Here is an 18962-nt window from a genome sequence, read left to right on the forward strand (position 1 = left end):
CGGCCGCCTGTCAAGGGCCTTGAAAGCAACCTTCCCGGCCCCGGCGCCGCGACCCGCGGGTACGCCTTGACAATATCTCCCTCCGTAAATATAAGGGGCGATGTGCAGGTGATCTTGTGATCTCCTGCTCGAAGTCCGTGTCCGGCGCGGGGTGGGTCTTCGTCGGCGTCCACGGGCACAATATGGAAATGCAGGCATATGTCAACGCAAATGCACTCTTTCCAGGGAGGTTGTCATGGCGGCTGATTCGGCACAACGAGGAGGACGGGGCCTCACGGCCTTCGAAAAGTACCTGTCGGTCTGGGTCGTTCTGTGCATCGTGGCGGGGATCGCCCTGGGCAGGGTGGCCCCCGGGGTGGCCCGAACCTTGGACGGCATGGCCATCTATGTGGGGGAGGCGCCGGTGGTGTCCATCCCCATCGCGGTCTGTCTCTTTTTCATGATGTATCCCATCATGTTGAAGATCGATTTCGGGCAGGTGGTTCGAGCGGGCAAGAACCTGAAGCCGGTGGGCCTGACGTTGTTTGTCAACTGGGCCGTGAAGCCCTTCACCATGTACGCCATCTCGCTCTTTTTCCTAGGCTATGTCTTCAAGTCCTTCATCGGCGCGGAGGCCGTGGACTACGTGAAGATGCCCCTGGGGCTGAACCTTCCCGTGGGGGCGACCCACGGGGTGGGGACGGTGGTGATGCACGAGGGCGTGAAGATGCTCCAGGTGCCCTTGTGGCGGAGTTTTCTGGCCGGGTGCATCCTGTTGGGGATCGCCCCCTGCACGGCCATGGTCCTGGTCTGGGGCTATCTGGCCCGGGGAAACGACGGGCTCACCCTGGTCATGGTGGCCATCAACAGCCTCACCATGCTGCTGCTCTACGGGCCCCTGGGAGGGTTCCTGCTGGGCGTGGGGCGCCTTCCCGTTCCCTGGCAGGCCCTGGTGCTCTCCATCGGGATCTACGTGGCCCTGCCTCTGGTGGCGGGATATCTTTCCCGGAAGCTCATCATCCAGGCCAAGGGCGAGGAGTGGTTCCAGGAAAAGTTCCTGCACGTGCTCACCCCCATCACCATCATTGCGCTGCTGGTGACTCTGGTGCTGCTCTTCTCCTTCAAGGGGGACGTGATCGTGGCCAACCCCCTGACGATCCTCTGGATCGCCATCCCGCTCTTCATCCAGACCAACCTGATCTTCTGGCTCGGTTACGGCCTGGCGCGGATTCTGAAACTCCACTATGAGGATGCAGCGCCGTCGGCCATGATCGGCGCATCGAACCACTTCGAGGTGGCCATCGCCACGGCGACGCTCCTTTTCGGGTTGTCTTCCGGAGCCGCCCTGGCCACGGTGGTGGGGGTCCTCATCGAAGTGCCCGTGATGCTCATGCTGGTGAAGATCTGCCTTGGAACGAGCCACTGGTTCCGGCGGTCGGGCGCCTGATCCGGCGTCCGAACCGCACGCGACGGAACGGTCGCAAAGAAAGGGGGCGTCCCGCGGGGCGCCCCCTTTTGCGTGGGCGGGACCACTAAATTGCTGTTGCAGAATATGAAGGAGCGGTGTAGGGTCGGCCCGAAACCCGATGAAGGAGGGAGGAGGGCTCATGGCAGGGACGGCGAGAGAATCCGCTTCGGGCTGGTGGATCCGGGCGGCGGGGCAACTCCTGGCGCTTGTGGCGGCGGCCTGCATCCTGGCCTTGCTGGCGAACGCGCTTCGCTCCAATCCGATCCCGTGGGTGGGGGATTGGGGCGCGGCGGGCCGGCTGGAAACGGAAGGGGGCGATTCCCTTGTCATCTCCTTGGAGGAGGCGCAAGAATCCTTCTTTTCGGGCGACGCCCTTTTTGTGGACGCCCGCGACCCGGAAAGCTACCGAGAAGGGCATATCCTGGGGGCGCTCAATCTCCCGTGGGCCATGTTCGATGAGGCGGCGCCCCAGGTCCTTTCAGGTATCGAAAAGGATCGGCGGATCATCACGTATTGCGATGGAGAGGCCTGCGGCCTCAGCCGGGAAGTGGCGGTGGCGCTCCAGGCCCTGGGTTACGAGAACGTGCGGGTGCTCGTCAACGGCTGGTCGGTGTGGTTGAACGCGGGACTCCCGACGGCCACGGGCGATTGAATTGAGGCGGGCGGGGATCAACCCCGCCCCTACCGAAAATCTCGATCCGTTCCTGTAGGGGCGGGCTTTATGCCCGCCCGTCGGCACCCGGCCATGCAAAGAAAGCTGCAATTCGACTACGCGCTCAGACGATTTTGAAGAAGGCCGAGCGAGACCCCGATCGTTTCGATGAAATCAGGCAAGAAGGGAAAGGAATGTCATGGGTCAGGGCACGGAAACGGTCCACGAGACGCGAACGCTGAAAACGGCGGACCCCCATGATCCGACCGAAGGTCACGGAGGATGCTGCCACGACCACGGCCACCTGGGGCATCACCACCATCCGCCGGTGGATGCCTCCTCCGGCCGGCGACTCCTGGCCGCCATGGCCCTCAACCTGGCCATCCCTTCGGCCCAGGTGGTGGGAGGGATTCTGGCCAACAGCGTGGCGCTCCTTTCCGACGCCGCCCACAACTTCAGCGATCTGGCCGCACTTGTGATCGCTTACGCGGCCTTTGTGATCGCTCGAAGGGGGGCCACGGTCCGGCACACGTTCGGGTTTCGTCGCGCGGAGGTCCTGGCGGCGCTCATCAACGTGGCGCTTCTCCTGGGGGCTTCGGGCTACATCGTCTGGGAAGCGCTCCATCGGTTCCGCCATCCGGAACCGGTTTCGGGCTCATTGGTCATGGCCCTGGCGGCCGTGGGCGTTGCGGGAAACGGGCTTTCCGCGTGGTTCCTGCACAAGGACGCCGCCCACAGCCTGAACGTTCGCGGTGCCTTCCTGCACATGGTCGGTGACCTTCTCACATCCGTGGCGGTGCTCATCAACGGGGCCGTCTTGATGGTGAAGCCGTGGAACTGGCTGGACCCGGCGCTCTCCCTTCTGATCGTCCTCTTCATCCTCAAGAACTGTTGGACCATCTTGCGGGAAGCGGTGGCGGTCCTCATGAACGCCGCACCGGCCGGTGTGAACATCGCCCGGATCAAGGAGGAATTGGAACGGATCCCCGGCGTCCAAAACGCCCACTACCTGCACGCATGGAGTGTGGGCGGGTCGAGCATTGCCTTTTCGTGTCATCTGGTGGTGGACGATCAGCCGCTCAGTCGTGCGGAACTAATCAAGCGGGTGGTGCACCGAAGGCTCCGTGAACAGTACGGCATCGATCATCCGGTGGTGCAGCTGGAAACGAACCCTTGCGGGCAGGGATCCCTTCTCTGCGAACTGTCCTGCAACGGCACCGAAGGCGGGAAGGCCCCATCCGGCGGAGCCGTGAAATCCAAAGGGCGCGGCGCCGGTACCAAATCTTGGACGCTGGGCCGGGGTCTCTACCTGATCGGAAGAATGCTTCTGGGCCTTGTGTTCCTCTATGCCTGTTATGACAAAATCCTCCATCCCCGGGAATTCGCCCAGGTGGTCTTCAACTACCAGATCCTTCCGGCCTGGGCCGTGAACGGGACGGCTCTGATCCTTCCCTGGCTGGAAGCGCTGGTGGGCTTGTGCCTGGTGGTGGGCGTCGGGGTGGCCGGAGCTCTCCTGGCGGCGGACGGACTGCTCGGAGTCTTTCTCGCGGCGGTGCTTTTCAACTGGGCGCGCGGCCTGGATATCGACTGCGGGTGTTTTTCCACCGGAGGCCACGGTGCCGGACTTTTCTCCTCCATGGCCTGGTCCGCGCTTCGGGATGCCGTGCTGCTGGGAATCGCCTTGGCCGTCACGGCCTATCACCATCGCCACGGCGGGGATCGTCGTTGATCGGGCTCCGTTCGGGGGGAACGGGAGATCCCGCGGCGGGGACGGGCGGGCTGTCGGTATGGACCTGAGAGCCTGTCCGAGAACGGGCTTCCGTCATCCATCGGCAAGGAACCCGACCTCTTTCGTAGGCGCGGGGCTTCAGCCCCGCGGCAAAGGATCATCCTAACAGTCATGGCGCTCCTTGCGCCACCCCGCACAGATGAAAGATGTCGTCAAGGGAGAGTCCTTTCTGTAGGAGCCGGCTTGCCGGCGATCCCAATCGCGGCCAAGGCCGCTCCTACAAGCGACCGAAAACACAGTTCTTTCACATCAACCCCGGAACATGAAGGGTAATGCCCAATGGTCCACCCGATGTCCGGGGATTCCTCCGCAGCCGTGAATGGCTGCGCTACGAGCGAAGCGGCCGTCTCCACTTTTTTCAGAATGTCTTTTGGAAAGATCCTGGATGTTCAAACCGGGGGTTGACCTTTGGTCGCTATATGCCTATATGGCAATACACAGCTGATCTTCTCAAAACGGAGGACGAGGATGAAGCGAACCATGACGTGGGTGCTGGCGGTTTTCATGCTGACGGCCTTGGCGGGCGGAACCGCCTGGGCGGAGGCCGATTCCACGGCCGAGATACCCGTTCCCGGCATGGTCACCCTGGTGGATCTGGGGGCTCACAAGTGCATCCCCTGCAAGATGATGGCGCCCATCCTGGAAGAGCTCAAGAAGGAATACGAAGGGCGGGCGGCCGTCATCTTCATCGACGTGTGGGAGCATCGGGAGGCGGCCCGACGGTTCGGCATCCGTGCCATTCCCACCCAGATCTTCTACGACAAGGACGGCAAGGAGGCCTTCCGGCACGTGGGATTTCTCGACAAGAAGAGCATCGTCCACGTGTTCCGCAAATTGGGCGTGGAATGATTCGGGGGAAGAAACGGCATGGACCAATTCTTTATCGCCGTCAACCAGTGGATGAGCGGGCAGGGGGCGCTGGCCTTCCTGGGATGTTTTCTGTGGGGCATGATCTCGGTGGCCCTGAGTCCCTGCCACATGGCTTCCATCCCCCTGGTGGTGAGCTACGTGGCGGGCCAAAACCGCCTTCTGGAACCGCGGGAGGCGGCCCGTTACGCCGTGGTCTTTACGGTGGGGCTTTTTATCACCATCGCGGCCATCGGGGTCGTCTGCGCGCTGCTGGGCCGGATGCTGGGGGACGTGAGTCCCTACTGGACCATTGCCGTTGGGCTGTTGCTTCTCTGGGTGGCCTGCGACATGATGGGAGTACCGATCTGCCGGATGCCCGGGGCCAACCTGGGCCGCTTTCAGCTGCGAGGCCTTTGGGGCGCGCTGGTCCTGGGCCTCTCCTATGGTATCCTTTCGGGGTCGTGCACTTTCGGATTCATCGCCCCCATCCTGGCGGTGATCACCGTACAGGGAAAGATTGTCACCGGGGTCGGCTACATCCTCTCTTTCGGCATGGGCCATTGTCTGCCCATTGCGGTGGCCGGGAGCTTCACCGCGCTCATCCGAAGAATCATGGAAAACGGAGCCTTTCAGCAACGGACCGAATGGTTTCGTCGGGCGGCCGGAGGCGCCATCGCCGTGCTGGGAGTCTATTTCATCCTGCGCCCGTTTTTTTTCAGCTAGTCGTGAAGACCGACCAGGTGCGACGGTCTTTTTCCGGGAGCGTTTCCGAAAGCGCCGGGGACCGCCGAGCCCATGGAAAAGGCACCTGTGATGGAGGACAGACCAAGCATGCCCATCTTCCGCGTCTTCGCGCTCGTTCTGACACTCCTGCTGGGCCTCGCCGGCCCGGGAAGGGCCGCCTCCGAAGCCTGGGATCTTCCCGCATGCGTTGAGCGGGCCTTGGCCGAAAATCCGCAGATCCGGGATCTGGAGTTGGGCGTCCGAGCAGCCGGTGAGGAGATCGCGAAAAGCCGTGCGGCCTTTTTTCCTTCCTTGGACCTGGAATCTTCCTACACTCGCACCGGGGAACCCCAGCGGATAGTCCCTGCCCATGCCAACAACGAGCCGGGGGCTTTCGACCGCGACCTGCTGGATACCGCCGTGACGGCGCGGCTGGCGCTCTTTGAAGGCGGCCGGCGGTGGGCTCAGGTGCGGATCGCGGAGCTGGGAAAGGACCTGGCTGTTTCGCGCTTTGAATCCGGCCGCCGGGACGTGGTGCTGAATGTGGCTTCCGCCTATTACAAGATCCTCCAGTTGGATCGCGTTCTGGAAGCCACCCGAGGATCGCGCCGGGCCCTGGCCGCCCAGGAAGAGCTGGTGCGGCATCAGCTGGACGTGGGCCGGGCGGCTCCCGTGGACCACATGAAGATCCGGGTGCGGGTGGCCAGCCTAGACCAGAAGATCTCCTCTCTGGAAGCGGACCGGCGTGTTCTCTTGGTCTTTCTCGGACGGTTGATGGGCCTGGATCTCAAGGGTCGAGCCGATTTCGACATCGCCGGCGCTCTGGAGACGCCCGACCTGAAGCTTCCCACCGTGGAAGAGGGGCTGGCGGAGGCCATGGGAGCGCGCCCTGAACACAGGACGGCCGCGCTGGCGTTGGAACAGGCCCGCCAGGCGGTTCGAGCGGCCCGGGCCGACGTCTTTCCGCAAATCCAGGCCTTCGGCCGCTACGGGCTTCGAAACGGCCTTCCCTACGATCAGGACGGGCCCTCCGGTGCCATGGATCACGAAGACACCTGGGCGGCCGGAATCCGGGCCACCCTGCCGCTCTTTCGAGGCGGCGCCGTCCGGGCCTCCATCCGCCAGGCCCGCCTCCGGGAAAAGCAGGCCCGGGAGCGCCTTCGGGCCGTGGATCTTCAGATCCGCGAGGACGTGGAGCGCGCCCACGCTCGGTTGAAAGACAGTGCCGAGCGCCTCCGGGTCACCCGGACCAGTGTCGCGGTGGCCGAGGAGACCCTTCGGATCGAACAGGACAAGTACCAGGCGGGAAAGAACACCATCAACGACGTCCTGGACGCCCAGGCGGCGCTCCTTCAGGCGCAGGTGGAATACAGCCAGGCCCAGGTGGATGCCCAACTGGCGCTGCTGGAGTGGCGCGGAGCGGTGGGAGAGGACCTGACCCGCCTTGCCCGGGGGAAATGATCATCCCCGCCCGCGATCTCCGGATACAAGTGAGGAAGGAAGATGGGAACCAAGAGCATCGGCAAGCGGCTTATCCTGATTGTGATCTGTCTTCTCGTGGTGATGGGACTCGCCCTGGGCGTGAAAAAGGCGCGAAAGCGACTGGCATCCGCTCCCCAGTGGAAACCTCGGCCCGTTCCCGTTCAGGTGGACAAGGCCGTGCGCGAAACGCTCCGCGACACGATGCGTTACCTGGGGTTCGTGGAGGCGGCGGCCACGGCGAACGTGGCGCCGCGCATCACGGCCACCGTGGTGAGCGTGCGGGTGGATGAAGGGGACGCGGTCCGCGAGGGAGACCCGCTCGCGGAACTGGACGATCGGGACATCCAGGCGGAAGTGAGGGCGCTCGCGGCTCGAGTGGAGTCCCTGGAAGCCAAACTGGAGGCTCTGGAAGCGTCCATCGCGGCGGCCCGCCGAAACGTGGCCTTCCTGCGCACGGAATTCGAACGGGATCGAAAGCTTTTTGAAAAGAAGGGGATCAGTGCTTCGGCCCTGGACGCCTCCCGCAACCGGCTGGACACAGCGGTGGGCCGGCTGGATTCCCTGGCGGCGGAACGGCGGAGCGTCCGCCGGGAGATGGATGCCGCAAAGGCCCAATGGGAGGAGGCCCGGACGAAGCTTTCCTACACCCGCATCACGGCTCCCGTTTCCGGGGTGGTGACCCGGCGCATGGTGGACGTGGGGGACCTGGCCAAGCCCGGCCAGCCGCTCCTGGAGCTCATGGACTGTTCATCGGCCAAGATCGTCTTTGAAGCGGTTCAGGAAGATCTGGGATTCCTTCGGCCGGGCCTGAGGATTTGGGTTCACTGGCCGGAGGGCGTGCCCCATTTCGCGGAAGAGACCCGCATCAGCCGGGTCTTTCCCGCCTTGGAGGGGGCCAAGTCGGTCCGCGTGGAGGCGGACATTCCGTGGAGCTGTTCGCAGCCCGTTCGGCCGGGTTCCTATCTTGCCCTGGACGTGGTGGTGAAGGAAGGGACCGGGACGACGGTGTCCCGGCGCGCGGTGGTGGAAACGGACGGTGCGTCCTTCGTCTTTGGCGTCCGTTCCGGTCGATTGCAGAAGATCCCGGTGCGCGTGGTCTTCATGACCGAAGATCGGGCCTTGGTGGAGGGGGACCTGCGGGAAGACGAATCGGTGGCCGTGGGTGAATACCTGCAGTGGATTCGTTGGCATGAAGGCATGGCGGTGTCGGAGGAGGTGCGCTCATGAGTCCGCACGGATGGGCCCTGCGAAACCCGTGGGCCGTGCTGGTGGGAGCGCTTCTTACGGCGGTGGTGGGCCTTCGGGCCTTTTTCACCTTGCCCACGGAGTATTTTCCCGACACCAACCCGCCGCAGGCGGCGGTCATCATCGTGGAACCCGGGGCCGCCGCGGTGGACGTGAGCCGGCGGATCACGGAGGTGGTGGAAAAGGAGCTGGCGAGCATCCCGGGGCTCACCAAACTTACGTCCACGTCCCGAGATGAGGTGGCGTCCATCAACGCGCATTTCAGCTACGGGAAGCCCGTGGGGCAGGCGGTGGTGGACATCCAGAACGCCCTGAGCCGCATACGGGCCCAACTCCCGGCCGACATCCTGGAGCCGCGCATCTATCCCGTGACGGACGCCACCCGGCCGGTACTCACCCTGGCGCTTCGCCCCAAGCCAGGGTCTTCTTTAAATCTGGCCCACATCCGGCTCCTGGCCGACAACGACATCAAGGATTTCCTCCTGAACCTGCCGGGGGTGGCCGACGTGGACACCTTCGGAGGCCGGCGCATGCAGGTGAACCTGTGGCTCGACCGCGACCGCCTGGAAGCCTACGGCCTCACGGCCCGGGACGTGATGGCCGCCGTTCAAGCCCAGAACATCACCACGCCGGCCGGGCTCATGGAAAGTGAAGACGGCGAGGCGCTGGTGAAGACCATCGGGGAGTTTCGGGATCTTCGGGATATTCGCGACTGCGTCATCCAAAGGAGCCGGGACGCCGACGTGCGGGTGCGGGACGTGGCCCGCGTGGAGCTTGGCATCGAGGATCTCCGAAGCCTCTATCATGGTAACGGGGAGCCCGCCATCGCCGTCAATGTGCTGCGGGCCGACGGGGGCAACCTGATGTCGGTCATCCGAACGGTCAAGGCGGCGCTTCCGCGGATGCAGGCACGCTGGCCGGATATTCGGTTCGAAATCACCAACGACCAGCAGCCTCTGATCGACCGGAACACCACCGGCATGCGCGCCTCGCTCTACATGTCCATAGCGCTCACCGTGGTCATCATCTTTCTGTTCCTGGCCGACATGCGCTCATCCACCATCGCGCTGGTGAGCATCCCGCTTTCCTTTCTTTTCGCCGTGGCCATGTTGGGCTTCACGGGCCACACCCTGAACATCGTGACCCTTTCCGGCCTCATCATCGCCACGGGAATGGTGGTGGACGCCACGGTGGTGGTGGTGGAAAACATCCATCGGCACCAGAGGATCTGTCCCGGAGACGCCCGCGGGTGCGTGGAAGGAGCCGTGGGGGAAATCCTTCTTTCCATTACGGCCGGGATGCTCACCACGGTGGTGATGCTCATACCCATCATGTTTTCGGGCGGATACGTGCAGCAGGTCCTTCGCCGCTTCACGCTCACGCTGGCCTACGCCCTGGTGGGGTCCCTGCTGGTGGCCGTCTTCGTGGTGCCGCCCTTGGCGCTGAAGCTCATCGGAGGCAGGGGGGCCTCGGAACGTCGGCGAAACCTTGTGGAGCGGCTGGTGCTTCCCTTCAACACGGCGGTGGACGCCCTGGCGGACCTCTACGTGAAGGTGCTTCGCGCGGCCCTTCGGAGGCGCTGGCTGGCCATGCTGGCGGCGCTCGCCTGCTTCGCCCTCACCATGAAGATCGTCCCGCCGCTCATCGGCCGGGAACTGATGCCGGCCATGGACACGGGCATCATGAACATCCTCTTCGAGCTGCCGCCGTCCGCGTCGGTCGGCCAGGTGGAAAAGACCCTCACGGAAGTGGAAAAGATTCTTCGGGAAGAGCCCAGCGTGCGCATGATTTCGTCCGTGGTGGGGTCGGAGCCCGGTGAGATTTCCTTCGGGGCGGGCGGCCAGACGGCCCAGAAGGCCTTTCTCATTGTGACTCTCACCACCCGCGATCAGCGGGACCGCACCATCTGGGAGATCGAAGACGAGTGGCGCGAAAGGATTTCCGCGCTTCCCGGCATCCGATCGCTCCAGGTGTACGAATACGGCGCCACGCCCATGGCCACGTCCCGGGCGCCCATCGACCTGGTGGTGATGGGCGGTCGCCGGCCGGAGGATCTGAGCCGCGCCGCCTCCCGGATCATGGGACGGCTCGAAGGGGTGCCCGGTCTGGTGGACGTGGTGCCCGGCTGGTGGCTGGACAAGGAAGAGGTGCACGTGCGCGTGGATCCTCGAACGGCACGCCTTTACGGCGTCACCCCGGCGGACGTGGCGTCGGCGCTTCGCGTCGCGGTGGGGGGCGTGCCCGTTTCCGGGCTTCGGTTGAAGGGTTTTCTCGACGTTCCCATCCGGGTGGCCTACGACGATCCGTGGGTGCGCTCGCCCAAGCGGTTGGGTGAGATTCCGGTCCCCACACCCAAGGGGCCCGTGCCGCTTCGAACCCTGGCGGAGATTCAGCGCAGCACCACCCAGACCCTCATCACCCGGGAGGACCTTCAGAACACCATCGACATCACCGGCTACAACCGCACCCGGCGGATCAGCCAGGTCCTGGGTGAGATCGGCACCCGGCTGAAGCAGGTGCAGCTGCCGGGCGACATGCACATCAAGGTGAGCGGAACGGCGGCGGACATGCAGGAGAGCATGCAGCGGGTCATGAAGGCGGTGCTCCTGGGTCTGGTGCTGCTCATCGTCCTGCTGGTGGGAACCTTTCGCTCTTTCAGCCTGCCGCTTCCCATCCTGGTGGCCATTCCGCTGGCCATCATCGGGTCCATGTGGGGCCTGCTCCTTCTGGGAAAGCCCATGTGCATGCCCGCCATGATGGGGATCTTGCTGCTGGCCGGCGTGGTGATCAACAACTCCATCTTCCTGATCGATTTCATCCGCCAGGCCCTGGCGGAAGGAATGGCTCGAAACGAGGCGTTAGAGCAGGCGGTGCGCCTTCGGCTCCGGCCCGTGCTCATGACCACCGTCTCCACCTTCGTGGGCATGCTGCCCATGATCCTGGAGACCGCGGTGGGGCTCGAACGCATGTCCCCTCTGGCCACGGCGGCCGGATTCGGCCTGCTGGTGGGAACGGTCATGACCCTGGTGATCACGCCGGTCACCTACACGCTGCTGGACGACTTGGGACGATTGGCCGCCCGCCTGTGGCGGTAGTAGGCTCCCGGTACGGAAGTCCGCCACGATGAAGGATCAAACGGGTCCCCTGGAGGTACCCCACTGTAGGGGCGAATGATTATTCGCCCCTACGACGGGCGCGCAGGCAAGATAGATCGCGTCGATTCGGCGTCCACTCGGGCTGGGTCGGGAGGACCTGAAGAGCATAAAGCAGCCGCTGCAAAGGCGGCCTGTGATCTTGGGTAGGGGCGGGGTTTATCCCCGCCCGGGAAGCGCCTTTCCAAACAAGCCCCTCCCCGTGCAGGAGGTGACGCCATGAGACTCAAACCCATCGTTTTGACCCTCAGCCCGGAAGAGGCACAGGAGGTGGTGCGGATCGACATGGACGCCGACGCCCCGGCGGCGTTGGACTTCCTTCGCACCGTTTTGGCCAAGCGGGTGAAGGAGGCGCTCAAGACCCATTGAGTGCCAGTCTTCGAGGCCGGTTACGGCCCCGCCCAAAAGGATCGATTCAGCTCCAGGTAACGCAGGAAAGGAGGCGCCCATGCCGGTTCTGAACGTGACCCGGGAAGAATACATGACCATGAAGGCGGTGGTTCTGGACGGCGACAAGGACGAGGCGCTTCGCCTCATCAAGGTCTTTCTCAAGCGTCTGGAAGCGGACGAAAGAAAGGCCCTCAAGTCGCATCTCGACTGATGGTGCGCTCGGGCAGCAATACGGTGGAGTCATGATACAAGACGTGATATCGGCGAAATATCAGGGCGACTATAAGATTGAGCTTACCTTTGAAGATGGGGCGACAGGGGTCGTCGATTTTGCAAAGTACTTGTCAAAGGGTGGCGTGTTTGAACGATTTAAGGATCTGGAGTTCTTCAAGAACTTTAGAATCCACGAAGAACTGGGGGTCCTAACCTGGGGTGACGCCATAGATATCGCACCGGAAACGCTCTATGCGGAAGCCACAGGTTCTGCGCTGCCCGATTGGATGGAACCACCCAAAACCCCGCCCAGGGCCGGAAAGGTGTCCGACGGATGACAAACGAGGCATCCGCGATGTTGAGGATCTTTCGAAGTGACGGGCAGGTGCCTGAGATAGCGACAATCGCAGGCAACCAAGGGCTGGGTGGAAGTTGCTGGATATGAAACCTGGAAAACCGGAAGAATACGTGCGGCGGATGGTCTCGGGGTGCACGGACTGCGACATCTGCCGCTTCCTCATGGACGAATGCTGTTTGGTCTTTCCCAGGATCTTCGAACTCCACGACCGGGAGCAGGAGGGCGGCCCGCCGGTGGAGGACCGGGAGCTGCTGGAGCTCACGGACCTTTGCACCCTGTGCGGATTGTGCCCGTGTCCCGATGTGCGGGCGAACCTGCTTCGGGCCAAGGCGGAACGCGTTCGCCGCGATGGCCTGAGTCCCGACGCGCGACTTCTTTCCGACCTTCAGAGCGTGGGGACCTTGCCGGCACTCCTTCGGCGGGCGGCCTCCTTCCTTTTGAAACGGCGCACCTGTTCCGCTGCCGTCGCCCGACTTTTTGGGCTTCAGCCGGATCGCCGGCTGCCTTTGCCGGCAAAGGAGGATTTCTTCGCCTGGGCCGATCGGAGAGGGCTTCGCAAAGAATCGCGAGGCGGTCGAAAGGCGGCCTATTTCGTGGGCTGCACGGCGGCCTATCTCTTTCCGGAAGTGGCGCGGGCGGCCGTGGCCGTCCTGGAACGGTGCGGCGTATCGGTTTACGTGCCGGAACAGCAGTGCTGCGGCATGCCCACCGCCGTGGAGGGAGACGAAAAGCGGACGCTGGAGCGTGTCCGGGCCAACTTGGACACACTTCTGCGGCTGAGCGATGCCGGCTACGATCTGGTCTGTTCCTGCCCCACCTGCGGATACTTCCTGCGGGTGATCCTGAAGGAAAACGCCTGCCTGGCCACCGGCTGCGGTGGATCGGGAAGGAGGGCACGCAGCGACGCCGCCCCGGCGCTCACCCAGGTCCTTCCGCTTCCCATGCCTCCGCGGACGTACGGGCCCAGCTGGTTGGCCGACGACTTCTTCCCCTCCCTGGACCCGGAAAAACGCATCGAGCTGGCCGATCGGATCCACGACCTGGGAGAGTACGTGCGCGGGCTCGCCCAAGTGGATTCGCGAATCCTTCCCAAAAGGGGACCCGGGGGCCGGTGGGTCTACTTCGAACCCTGCCACCAGAGGGAACAGGAAAACGGAGGATCCTACCTGGAAATCTTGTCCCGCATCTCGGGATTCCAGGTGGTCCGCGTGGGAAGTTCCACGGACTGCTGCGGGATGGGCGGATCTCTGGGCTTCAAGCGTGAATTCCACGAGATCTCACTCCAACTGGGCGGACGGCTTTTCGAGAAGATCCGCACCTTGGAGCCCGACGGGATCGTCACCGACTGCCTCAGCTGCCGGCTTCAGTTCCGGCACAACCTTCCCTATGCCGTCGTCCACCCGCTGGAGATCCTGGCGGGGTCCACCCCCTTGGCTCCCCAGGGTCGCGATGGTTAATCTGAGCCTGAATTGGACGATTCTTTCACATGGACAGGTCCTCAAGGGCGGGCGTAAAGCCCGCCCCTACAAAAACGCACGGACCTATTGGTAGGGGCGGGGTTTATCCCCGCCCGCTAATCACGCGGTGTAAGAGACACCCGAAGAAAAAATCGCTCAGTTTAGGCTGAGGGAAAACGGCGAATGGATGCGAACGGAACAGCCGGCATGAACGGGATGCGGGGGCGATCGAATGGTTCATAACGGGCGGCGGCGCGCCCTTTGTTTGCTGATTCTCCTGGGGTTGTTGGGGCTGTGGAGCTGTACCCAAGACGACGGGCCGGTCACGGTGGATTTTTCCAAGACCCGGCCCGTGACGGATCCGGCCCCGTCGTCCTCGTCGGATCTTCTTCGCGTGGCCGTATCCGCCATGGTGTCCCCCACCGAAACCTTTCACCACTACCGGGAATTCCTCCGGTATCTGGGAAGCAGGACCAACCGCCGCGTGGAGCTCGTTCAGAGAAAAACCTACGGCGAGGTGAACGAGCTCTTCGCGCGAAACGAAATCCACGTGGGTCTCGTCTGTTCCGGGCCTTACGTGCTGGGGGCCCGGCGGGGAATCATGGAACTTCTGGTGACGCCCCAAATTTCGGGAAGCCACGAATACCGGGCCTACCTGATCGTTCCAAAGGATTCGCCTTACCGAACCCTGGAAGATCTTCGCGGCAGGACCTTTGCCTTCACCGATCCGGATTCCCACACGGGACGATGGGTCCCCACCTCCTGGGTGCTTCGCTTGGGGGAGCGCCCGGAAGACTATTTCTCAAAGATCATCTTCACCTACAGCCATGACAACTCCATCCTGGCGGTGGCCAAGGGCCTGGTGGACGGCGCCTCCGTGGACAGCCTCATCTGGGACTACTACCAGGCCAAGGACTCCCGGTGGACTTCCAAAACGCGCATCATCCGCCGCTCCCAACCCTTCGGCATTCCCCCCGTGGTGGTTTCGCCGGCACTGGACCCTGCGGTAAAAGAGACCCTTCGCACCGTGCTGCTCACCATGAACGAGGATCCCCAGGGGAAAGCCATCCTGGATGAGCTCCACATCGACCGCTTCGTCCCCCCGCAAGCGGACTGGTATGAAAGCGTGGAGGCCCTTCAGGCCACCCTCCAAAACCCCACGAAGGGAAAAGATGCGGCTCCATAGTCTCACCACTCGATTGCTCTTGGGCCTTGCCCTGTCGGTGATCGTGAGCAGCCTTTCGGTGGCGACCATCGCCACGGAACGCTACAGCCGTGTCCTGATGGAGTCCCTTCGCGCCCAGGCCCGCACCTATGGCGAGTCCCTGGCGGCGGAAGCGGCCGATCTGGTTTTGACCAACGATCTGGTGGCGCTGCAGCATCTGGTGGACCACCAGGTGAAGATCCACCCCGACCTGGCCTACATGTTTGTGGAATACCGGGGAACGGTCCTGGTCCACAGCTTTCCTCAGGGATTTCCGGACGAATTGCGGCACCTCCATGGAGATCTTCCCGAATCGCAAACGGATGTGATCGCGGTGAGATCTCGAGAGGGGCTGCGATACCTGGACATGTCGGTGCCGATCCTGGACGGGCACGGCGGGCGCCTGAGGCTCGGTTTCAGCGAGGAGCCCCACAGGGCCCAGGTGCGCCGGCTCTGGTGGCAGATCATGGGCTTGACCATTTTGGTCCTTTGCGGGGCGGTGACGGCGGGATCCCTGGCCGTGCGCCGCATCACGAAGCCGCTGGCGCGCCTCACCGAAGCGGCCGGGAAGGCCCGCCAAGGGGAATTGGCGGTGCGGGTGGATGAGGACGGTCGGGACGAGGTGGCCTTGCTGGGTCGGTCCTTCAACCGCATGATGGAACGGATCGAGCGGGATACGGAGAGGCTTCGGGAGCAGACCCGCGAATTGGACCTGGCCCACCGGCGGACGCGAACCTTTTGCGAGGTTGTCCAAGGCATCGGGGCCCTGAGTTCCCTCCGGGATGTGGGACCCTTTGTCATCCGGCGCCTCCGGGAGGTGCTTCACTTCCAACGGGGCTTGGTGTTCCTGTTTGACGATACGCGGGAGAACCTGACGGTTCTTCATGAAAAGGGGCACCGGATCACGGGAACACGGGAGGTGCTGGTCTGGTGCTCGGCGCTTCTGGCCCGGGTGTCTCAGCCGGGCGTCCACCGGGTGGACGATCTTCCGGAGGAGATCGCCGAAATGGGGATCGCCGAAGGATCCCGCCGGGACTGCGCCCTCGTTCCCGTCGCCGCTCGGGACGGCTTGCCCTTCGGCCTCTTCATGGGATGGTGCGGTTCGGAATGCCGCTGCGAAACGCAACCGCTGGAGATCGCCCATGCCATGCTCACCGAAGCCGCTGCCGTGCTGAAACGGGCCGTGCACCAGGAACTGGAAAGAAGAAATCTTCAGGCTCGGTTCGCTTCGGACAAGGACTTTTGCGGGATCGTGGGAAAAGACCCCGCCATGCAAACGGTCTTTCGCCTCATCGAGGACGTGGCCGCATCGGACGCCACCGTCCTGATCCACGGGGAGAGCGGCACGGGAAAGGAACTGGTGGCGCGGGCGGTGCATCTCAAGAGCCTTCGCCGCCAGAAACCGTTCGTGGTCATCAACTGCGCCGCCTATCCGGCCACCCTGCTGGAAAGCGAGTTGTTCGGCCATGAAAAGGGGGCCTTCACCGGAGCCAACCGCATGCGCGTCGGCCGGTTCGAAGAGGCCCACGGCGGCACGGTCTTTCTGGACGAAGTGGGCGAGATCAGCGCATCGGCTCAGATCAAGCTCCTTCGCGTTCTGCAGACACGGGAACTGGAAAGGCTCGGCAGCAACAAGACGATCACCGTGGATGTGCGCGTGGTGGCGGCCACGAACCGGGACCTCATGGAGGAGGTCCGTTCCGGAAGGTTTCGGGAAGACCTTTTCTATCGGCTGAACGTCATCCCCATCCATCTTCCGCCGCTGCGGGAGCGGCGAAACGACATCCCCTTGCTGGCGCGCCATTTCCTCCGCCGTTTCGCGGAAAGCCACGGCAAGGTCGTGCGTGAATTCAGTCCGGACGTGATGAGGGTTTTCTTGCGGCACCCCTGGCCCGGGAACGTTCGGGAACTGGAAAACACGGTGGAGCATGCGGTGGTGCTTGCCCGCGGTCCCCGGGTGGAGGTGTCCGATCTGCCCGCCGGGGTTCATGATCCGGCTCCGGGAAGCGCGCCGTCCGTTTCGGGACTTTCCATGACGGACCGGGAACGCGTCGCCATCGAGGAAGCGCTTCGGGCCACGGGCGGAAACCGCAAGGAAGCGGCGCGCCTTCTGGGAATCAGCCGAAGCGCCCTCTACAACAAGATGAAAAAGCACCGAATCCGGTAGTGTCCCGCGCTCATTCTTCCAAGGTGATATACGCTTCAACCAGCGCCCGTCCGGTGGGCGTCAGCCGGTGGCGAGCATCCAGCAGCCGGGAGAGCTTCATGCGTCCAAGGATCTGATACAAGGCGGAACGGGGGATGCCAAGCTCCTGAGCGGCCGCGATCGCGCCGGGTTCGTCGGGAGATCGCCAGGCGGCCGCCAAACCCTCGGGGCCTTGAAGCAGCATCCTGAACAACCCCGCCAACTGCGCCTCGGAAACCGGGGCCGTATCCACCAGGAGACAAAACGAGCGCACCTCGGGGGGAAGTTTCTCCAGTTCCCGCCGCAGTTCATGGATGCGGCGGTAGCGAAAATCCATCTCCCCGTGGAGCATCTCCCGGTCAAATTCCCCCTGCGGATAGATCTCGTGGATACGTCGAAGAATTTCCAGGCCTCGGCTGAGAGCCTCCCGCATCTCCCGTTCCATGGCCTCTCCCTCCTCACCTCCTTGGGCCCGCATCCGTCCGTCCGTGAGGAACGTCGGATTTGTCTCCATCATAACGAGGATGTCCGCCGATTCGCCACCCCGTATGAATGAAAAGGGCCGCCACGGCGGACCGTCCATCCAGGGACCGCTTCCCACCTGCGTGTTTCCGAAAAGGACACGCTATCCTCTTGCAGTTACGGCGCAAAACATATCCGGAGTGCTCACCTGTCCATATTGTGGACACGGCGCCGTCTCCCTGACGTGCCTTTGCGTGGGCTGTTCGGAGGCCCTTCGGCCTTCCTTGCGGACTTGACGGGATCGGCACGATCCTTGCCGAACGATCCCGGCGGAGGGCGGCCATGGATGTGGGGGTGCTGGGGAATAAAGCGGTTCGGGAGGAGATGGGCCGGATCCTGAAAGGATTCCAGGCGGTCTTGGTGGGTTCCGATTCGCTGGAGGAACTTCGGAGGCGCGCCGGCTCGTGGCGGCCCCAGGTGGTGATCGTGGATCTGGACAGCCAGGGCATCGACCTTTCCACCTTTTCGAGGCTGGAGGCCTGGGCGGGGCCGGCGGCCGTGGTGGCCCTTTCCCGGCGTCCTTTCCACCCGGAACTGCGGGAAGCCTTCGAAAAACACATTCGGGTCTGTCTTCGCAAGCCCGTGGACCGCGACGAGTTATGGCTCTGGCTGCGGGCCTTCGGGCGTTGCGATCGGTTGGAGGAAGAAGAGGGGAGTTAGCGGCGAGGGACGTTTTCGGGATTTGGCCGAATGGCTCTGGAAGGAGGAAGGCTCATGAAGGAGGAAAAGAAGGAGCGGGGCGGATGCAACCGAAGGCAGTTTCTTCGGGGCATGGGCGTTCGCCTGGTGAGCGTGGGTGTGGGTGCGGCGGTCACGGCGGGGATTCCGGTCCGGACGCGGGCGCAGGAGACGACCGTGCGCTACGGGATGGTCATCGACGTCAACCGCTGCACGGGGTGCCACGGCTGCACCATCGCGTGTCTCAGCGAAAACAACGTCCCGGACGGCTACTACCGTTCGTGGGTGAAGGTGGTCATGAAGGGGCGCTATCCCAACGTGAGCACGCATTTTCTGCCGCGGCTGTTAATGGCCAACTAAAATGACCCACCTACGGCCATCAAAAATGACCCACCTTGAGGATGCATTGGCGATGATTTGGCCGTACAACCCCATCTCTGAAAAATCAAAAAGGAGGTGGGAGGCAGACTTTGAAGGAGTGGGTCGTGATTCATAAGATCAAGGCGCTTTACGATGAAGGCAACGGGCTGAAGATTCGGGCCATCGCACGCCAGCTGGGCCTATCCCGCAACACGGTCAGGAAATATCTGCGCATGGATGAGGCGGCCATTGAGGT

Annotated in this window: 18 protein-coding genes; 17 read left to right on the forward strand and 1 reads right to left on the reverse strand. The window is 63.4% G+C overall.

The window, feature by feature from the left end; all coding sequences use genetic code 11:
- The first annotated feature begins 235 nt into the window (after nucleotides 1-235).
- From arsB to BUB04_RS02085, 14 genes are all read left to right on the forward strand, one after another.
- Nucleotides 236-1426 carry an ACR3 family arsenite efflux transporter gene (gene arsB / locus BUB04_RS02030; RefSeq protein WP_073036456.1) on the forward strand — a complete coding sequence of 397 codons (1191 nt, stop codon included), beginning with the start codon at nucleotides 236-238 and terminating at the stop codon, nucleotides 1424-1426.
- 160 nt (nucleotides 1427-1586) lie between these two features.
- Nucleotides 1587-2099 (forward strand): rhodanese-like domain-containing protein, encoded by a 513-nt coding sequence (locus tag BUB04_RS02035; protein WP_073036516.1) that lies wholly within the window; start codon nucleotides 1587-1589, stop codon nucleotides 2097-2099.
- A 199-nt stretch (nucleotides 2100-2298) separates the two neighbouring features.
- Nucleotides 2299-3828, forward strand: a complete 1530-nt coding sequence (locus tag BUB04_RS02040) for a cation diffusion facilitator family transporter (RefSeq protein ID WP_073036458.1) — start codon at nucleotides 2299-2301, stop codon at nucleotides 3826-3828.
- A 564-nt stretch (nucleotides 3829-4392) separates the two neighbouring features.
- Complete coding sequence (locus BUB04_RS02045; RefSeq protein WP_353743174.1) at nucleotides 4393-4737, forward strand: thioredoxin family protein; 345 nt, start codon at nucleotides 4393-4395, stop codon at nucleotides 4735-4737.
- A gap of 18 nt (nucleotides 4738-4755) precedes the next feature.
- Nucleotides 4756-5460, forward strand: coding sequence for a cytochrome c biogenesis CcdA family protein (locus tag BUB04_RS02050; protein WP_073036462.1), 705 nt, complete (start codon nucleotides 4756-4758; stop codon nucleotides 5458-5460).
- 108 nt (nucleotides 5461-5568) lie between these two features.
- A complete protein-coding gene (locus BUB04_RS02055) occupies nucleotides 5569-6921 on the forward strand; it encodes a TolC family protein (protein WP_073036464.1) in 1353 nt (450 codons plus the stop codon).
- Nucleotides 6922-6963: 42 nt separating this feature from the next.
- Nucleotides 6964-8169 carry an efflux RND transporter periplasmic adaptor subunit gene (locus BUB04_RS02060; RefSeq protein ID WP_073036466.1) on the forward strand — a complete coding sequence of 402 codons (1206 nt, stop codon included), beginning with the start codon at nucleotides 6964-6966 and terminating at the stop codon, nucleotides 8167-8169.
- A complete protein-coding gene (locus tag BUB04_RS02065; RefSeq protein WP_073036468.1) occupies nucleotides 8166-11282 on the forward strand; it encodes an efflux RND transporter permease subunit in 3117 nt (1038 codons plus the stop codon). The genes BUB04_RS02060 and BUB04_RS02065 overlap by 4 nt, the downstream gene beginning before the upstream one ends.
- A 276-nt stretch (nucleotides 11283-11558) precedes the next feature.
- Nucleotides 11559-11708: a hypothetical protein gene (locus BUB04_RS19215; RefSeq protein ID WP_178371877.1), complete on the forward strand. Its 150-nt coding sequence runs from the start codon at nucleotides 11559-11561 to the stop codon at nucleotides 11706-11708.
- Nucleotides 11709-11787: 79 nt separating this feature from the next.
- Nucleotides 11788-11940 (forward strand): hypothetical protein, encoded by a 153-nt coding sequence (locus BUB04_RS19220; protein ID WP_178371878.1) that lies wholly within the window; start codon nucleotides 11788-11790, stop codon nucleotides 11938-11940.
- A 31-nt stretch (nucleotides 11941-11971) separates the two neighbouring features.
- A complete protein-coding gene (locus BUB04_RS02070) occupies nucleotides 11972-12280 on the forward strand; it encodes a DUF2442 domain-containing protein (RefSeq protein ID WP_073036469.1) in 309 nt (102 codons plus the stop codon).
- Nucleotides 12281-12383: 103 nt separating this feature from the next.
- Nucleotides 12384-13757 carry a heterodisulfide reductase-related iron-sulfur binding cluster gene (locus BUB04_RS02075; protein WP_073036471.1) on the forward strand — a complete coding sequence of 458 codons (1374 nt, stop codon included), beginning with the start codon at nucleotides 12384-12386 and terminating at the stop codon, nucleotides 13755-13757.
- A 232-nt stretch (nucleotides 13758-13989) separates the two neighbouring features.
- A complete protein-coding gene (locus BUB04_RS02080; protein ID WP_073036473.1) occupies nucleotides 13990-14943 on the forward strand; it encodes a substrate-binding domain-containing protein in 954 nt (317 codons plus the stop codon).
- Nucleotides 14930-17128: a sigma 54-interacting transcriptional regulator gene (locus BUB04_RS02085; RefSeq protein WP_178371879.1), complete on the forward strand. Its 2199-nt coding sequence runs from the start codon at nucleotides 14930-14932 to the stop codon at nucleotides 17126-17128. The genes BUB04_RS02080 and BUB04_RS02085 overlap by 14 nt, the downstream gene beginning before the upstream one ends.
- Before the next feature lie 10 nt (nucleotides 17129-17138).
- Here the strand turns inward: BUB04_RS02085 and BUB04_RS02090 are convergent, their stop codons facing one another.
- Nucleotides 17139-17591, reverse strand: coding sequence for a hypothetical protein (locus BUB04_RS02090; protein WP_143156317.1), 453 nt, complete (start codon nucleotides 17589-17591; stop codon nucleotides 17139-17141).
- A 359-nt stretch (nucleotides 17592-17950) separates the two neighbouring features.
- Here BUB04_RS02090 and BUB04_RS02095 point away from each other — a divergent pair, with 359 nt between their 5' ends.
- The 3 genes from BUB04_RS02095 to BUB04_RS02105 form a co-directional block, all read left to right on the forward strand.
- Nucleotides 17951-18328, forward strand: coding sequence for a response regulator (locus BUB04_RS02095; RefSeq protein WP_073036477.1), 378 nt, complete (start codon nucleotides 17951-17953; stop codon nucleotides 18326-18328).
- 54 nt (nucleotides 18329-18382) lie between these two features.
- Complete coding sequence (locus tag BUB04_RS20385; RefSeq protein ID WP_073036479.1) at nucleotides 18383-18706, forward strand: hypothetical protein; 324 nt, start codon at nucleotides 18383-18385, stop codon at nucleotides 18704-18706.
- Nucleotides 18707-18831: 125 nt separating this feature from the next.
- A partial coding sequence (locus BUB04_RS02105) for a helix-turn-helix domain-containing protein (protein ID WP_143156318.1) occupies nucleotides 18832-18962 on the forward strand: 131 nt, incomplete at its 3' end.

It is taken from the genome of Desulfacinum infernum DSM 9756 (assembly GCF_900129305.1).
GTDB classification, from domain to species: Bacteria; Desulfobacterota; Syntrophobacteria; order Syntrophobacterales; family DSM-9756; genus Desulfacinum; species Desulfacinum infernum.

What these genes read in the sequence shown, in the direction of transcription:
- BUB04_RS02075 (WP_073036471.1), top strand. Translation starts at nt 12,384, where the DNA reads ATGAAACCTGGAAAACCGGAAGAATACGTGCGGCGGATGGTCTCGGGG.
- BUB04_RS02055 (WP_073036464.1), top strand. Translation starts at nt 5,569, where the DNA reads ATGCCCATCTTCCGCGTCTTCGCGCTCGTTCTGACACTCCTGCTGGGC.
- BUB04_RS02065 (WP_073036468.1), top strand. Translation starts at nt 8,166, where the DNA reads ATGAGTCCGCACGGATGGGCCCTGCGAAACCCGTGGGCCGTGCTGGTG.
- BUB04_RS19220 (WP_178371878.1), top strand. Translation starts at nt 11,788, where the DNA reads ATGCCGGTTCTGAACGTGACCCGGGAAGAATACATGACCATGAAGGCG.
- BUB04_RS02050 (WP_073036462.1), top strand. Translation starts at nt 4,756, where the DNA reads ATGGACCAATTCTTTATCGCCGTCAACCAGTGGATGAGCGGGCAGGGG.
- BUB04_RS02085 (WP_178371879.1), top strand. Translation starts at nt 14,930, where the DNA reads ATGCGGCTCCATAGTCTCACCACTCGATTGCTCTTGGGCCTTGCCCTG.
- arsB (WP_073036456.1), top strand. Translation starts at nt 236, where the DNA reads ATGGCGGCTGATTCGGCACAACGAGGAGGACGGGGCCTCACGGCCTTC.
- BUB04_RS02060 (WP_073036466.1), top strand. Translation starts at nt 6,964, where the DNA reads ATGGGAACCAAGAGCATCGGCAAGCGGCTTATCCTGATTGTGATCTGT.
- BUB04_RS02090 (WP_143156317.1), bottom strand. Translation starts at nt 17,591, where the DNA reads ATGGAACGGGAGATGCGGGAGGCTCTCAGCCGAGGCCTGGAAATTCTT.
- BUB04_RS02040 (WP_073036458.1), top strand. Translation starts at nt 2,299, where the DNA reads ATGGGTCAGGGCACGGAAACGGTCCACGAGACGCGAACGCTGAAAACG.
- BUB04_RS20385 (WP_073036479.1), top strand. Translation starts at nt 18,383, where the DNA reads ATGAAGGAGGAAAAGAAGGAGCGGGGCGGATGCAACCGAAGGCAGTTT.
- BUB04_RS02095 (WP_073036477.1), top strand. Translation starts at nt 17,951, where the DNA reads ATGGATGTGGGGGTGCTGGGGAATAAAGCGGTTCGGGAGGAGATGGGC.
- BUB04_RS02035 (WP_073036516.1), top strand. Translation starts at nt 1,587, where the DNA reads ATGGCAGGGACGGCGAGAGAATCCGCTTCGGGCTGGTGGATCCGGGCG.
- BUB04_RS19215 (WP_178371877.1), top strand. Translation starts at nt 11,559, where the DNA reads ATGAGACTCAAACCCATCGTTTTGACCCTCAGCCCGGAAGAGGCACAG.
- BUB04_RS02080 (WP_073036473.1), top strand. Translation starts at nt 13,990, where the DNA reads ATGGTTCATAACGGGCGGCGGCGCGCCCTTTGTTTGCTGATTCTCCTG.
- BUB04_RS02045 (WP_353743174.1), top strand. Translation starts at nt 4,393, where the DNA reads ATGCTGACGGCCTTGGCGGGCGGAACCGCCTGGGCGGAGGCCGATTCC.
- BUB04_RS02070 (WP_073036469.1), top strand. Translation starts at nt 11,972, where the DNA reads ATGATACAAGACGTGATATCGGCGAAATATCAGGGCGACTATAAGATT.